General features: G+C 35.8%; 2 protein-coding genes. Both read left to right on the plus strand.

The genetic code is table 11. From position 1 onward, the window contains the following. Positions 1-70: 70 nt before the first annotated feature. The gene (gene istA / locus BLT_RS0120985) at positions 71-1,645 is read left to right on the plus strand and encodes an IS21 family transposase (RefSeq protein WP_152414397.1); all 1,575 of its coding nucleotides are present in this window, start codon (positions 71-73) and stop codon (positions 1,643-1,645) included. 1 nt (position 1,646) lies between these two features. Continuing rightward, on the plus strand, positions 1,647-2,414 hold the full coding sequence (gene istB, locus BLT_RS0120990) for an IS21-like element helper ATPase IstB (protein ID WP_017728973.1): 768 nt from the start codon (positions 1,647-1,649) through the stop codon (positions 2,412-2,414). Positions 2,415-2,424: the final 10 nt, after the last annotated feature.

Raw genomic sequence — 2,424 nt, forward strand, 5'->3', positions numbered from 1 at the left:
TTGATAAAAATGAACACTTTCTGCTAATTAACCTCCAATCAGTTAAAATCAAGAAGTATGAATATGACTGATGTACTGGAGGATCGGGAAGGTGTTGAAATTAGAAGTGATTGTAGAAGTTCATCAATTGAAACAACAGGGATTTAAAGTTGCAGCTATTGCAAGAAAATGCAATTTATCCAGAACAACTGTTTATGAATATCTAGAAAAAGATTTTGAGGAAGCTTATAGGTGGGTGGATGACTTAAAGACAAGAAAAAGAAAACTTGATCCTTTCGAGGATCAAATTTTAGGCTGGCTAAAAGATCATCCAGATTTATCTGCCTCACAAATCTCTGATTGGTTAGAGGAACGTTGTTCGTTCACTGACATAGGTGATAGTACGGTTCGTACATATGTTAGGGAACTTCGGGAGAAGTATCATATACCTAAAACCGTCACATTTAGAAGTTATGAAGCAATAGAAGAATTACCAAAAGGAAAACAAATGCAAGTAGATTTTGGAGAATTAAAGATTAGGACATTTGAAGGGAAATGGATAAAAATATATGTAATTGCCTTTGTACTTTCTCACTCACGTTATAAATATGCGGAGTGGCAAGATCGGCCTTTTACTACTCGTGATGTGTTACGTTCTCATGAGAATGCATTTGAATATTACGGAGGCAGAACAGACGAAATTGTATATGACCAAGATAAGCTTATGACAGTAAGTGAAAATGGAGGCGACATTATATATACAGAAGAGTTTCAAGCTTATAAACAGCAAAGAGGGTTTTCGGTTTATTTGTGTAAAGCAGCAGATCCAGAAACTAAAGGTAAGATTGAAAATGTGGTGAAATTCATTAAAAGAAACTTTGCGAAAAATCGAGTGTATCATCAGCTAGAGACTTGGAATGAGCAATGTTTAGCTTGGCTTGATAGAAAAGGAAACTATCAAGTACATAACACAATAAAACAGAGACCTATCGAAGTGTTTGCCCTGGAAAAGCCACACTTACGAGAAGTCTCCTCCCTACTCTCTTTCGAGAGTAACCATGGAACAAGTATAACAAGAACTGTCCATAAGGACAATATTATCAAATTTCAATCGAATCGTTACTCGCTACCACTTGGAACTTATAAACCACAGGGAGATAATACCGTTTATATTCGAATTGATAAGGAAGAACTGATTATCGAAAAGAATCCTGGAGGTAAACTATTAGCTACCCATCCTCTTTCAAGAAGAAAAGGGCAGCTGATAAAGAACTCGGATCATTCAAGAGATAAGTCAAAAGGTATACAAGCATATATGGAAACGATAAAAGCTTCTTTTGATGATCAGAAAAAGATTCAACTATTTCTTGAAGAAGTTGAAAAGCGATATCCGAGATACTTGCGAGATCAGTTACAGATTTTAAGCAGAGCAGTAAAGAACTTTGAACCATTTACTGAATCTGCCTTAGAAATTTGTATTAAACAGACCTTATGGAGTGCTAATGATTTTCATGATGTTGTTAGACATTTAGCGAGGATTCAAGATCAAGAGAGTATTATACCCTCAACTGATATTCCAATTGTAGAAATGTCCTCCACTTACTACAAAGAAAAAGCATTGGTTAGAGAACTAGATGGTTATCTTAAGATTTTAGGAGGTGTGTAAGTTGGAATACTCAGTAGAGAGTTTACAAAGACAACTGCATCATTTAAGAATGTCCGAAACATCTAAGGAGCTGCCTTCTTTTTTGCGGAAAGCAGAGTCACACTCATGGACCTATCAAGAGTTTCTTCGGGAAATACTTTCTTATGAGGAAAATCGTCGAGAAGAAAAGATGATCGAAAAACACTTGAAGTGGGCAAAGTTCCCTTATCAAAAAAGTCTTGATGAGTTTGATCTTAAGGAATTGCCATCACTTAGTAAGAGACAATTAAGACAGCTCCAAGAGCTCTCTTGGCTTGATGAATCTTTTAATCTAATATTTTTAGGGCCACCAGGTGTTGGCAAAACGCATATAGCTATTGGGATTGGGTTAGAAGCTATTCATAAAGGACACCGTGTGTCATTTGTGTCCATGGGAGAATTAATCCCTCTATTAAAAAGTGAGGAGTACCTCCGTAAATCTCAACTAAAAATGAAGAGAATTAGAGAAGCTGATCTGATAATAATTGATGATCTTATGTATATGGCCATGGATCAAAATGAAGCTAATCTCTTTTTCCATCTAATTAATCATCTTTATGAACGAAGTTCTATTATTCTTACATCAAATAAAGGACCAGAGGAATGGGGTGAATTAATAGGAGACAAAGGAATAACAACGGCGATTTTAGATCGCCTTCTCCATCGCTCTGAAGTTGTTCACTTTGATGGAGCCAGTCATAGAATTAAGTATCGAGAGTCTTTATTTCAAGCGAAAAGTGTTCAAAATTAATGAGCAAAAT

Origin of the sequence: Halalkalibacterium ligniniphilum, assembly GCF_000334155.1 — a bacterium.
Lineage (GTDB): Bacteria > Bacillota > Bacilli > Bacillales > Bacillaceae_D > Halalkalibacterium > Halalkalibacterium ligniniphilum.

Excerpts from the sequence above, each read along its gene's own strand:
- istA (WP_152414397.1), top strand. The coding sequence starts at position 71 with ATGTACTGGAGGATCGGGAAGGTGTTGAAATTAGAAGTGATTGTAGAA.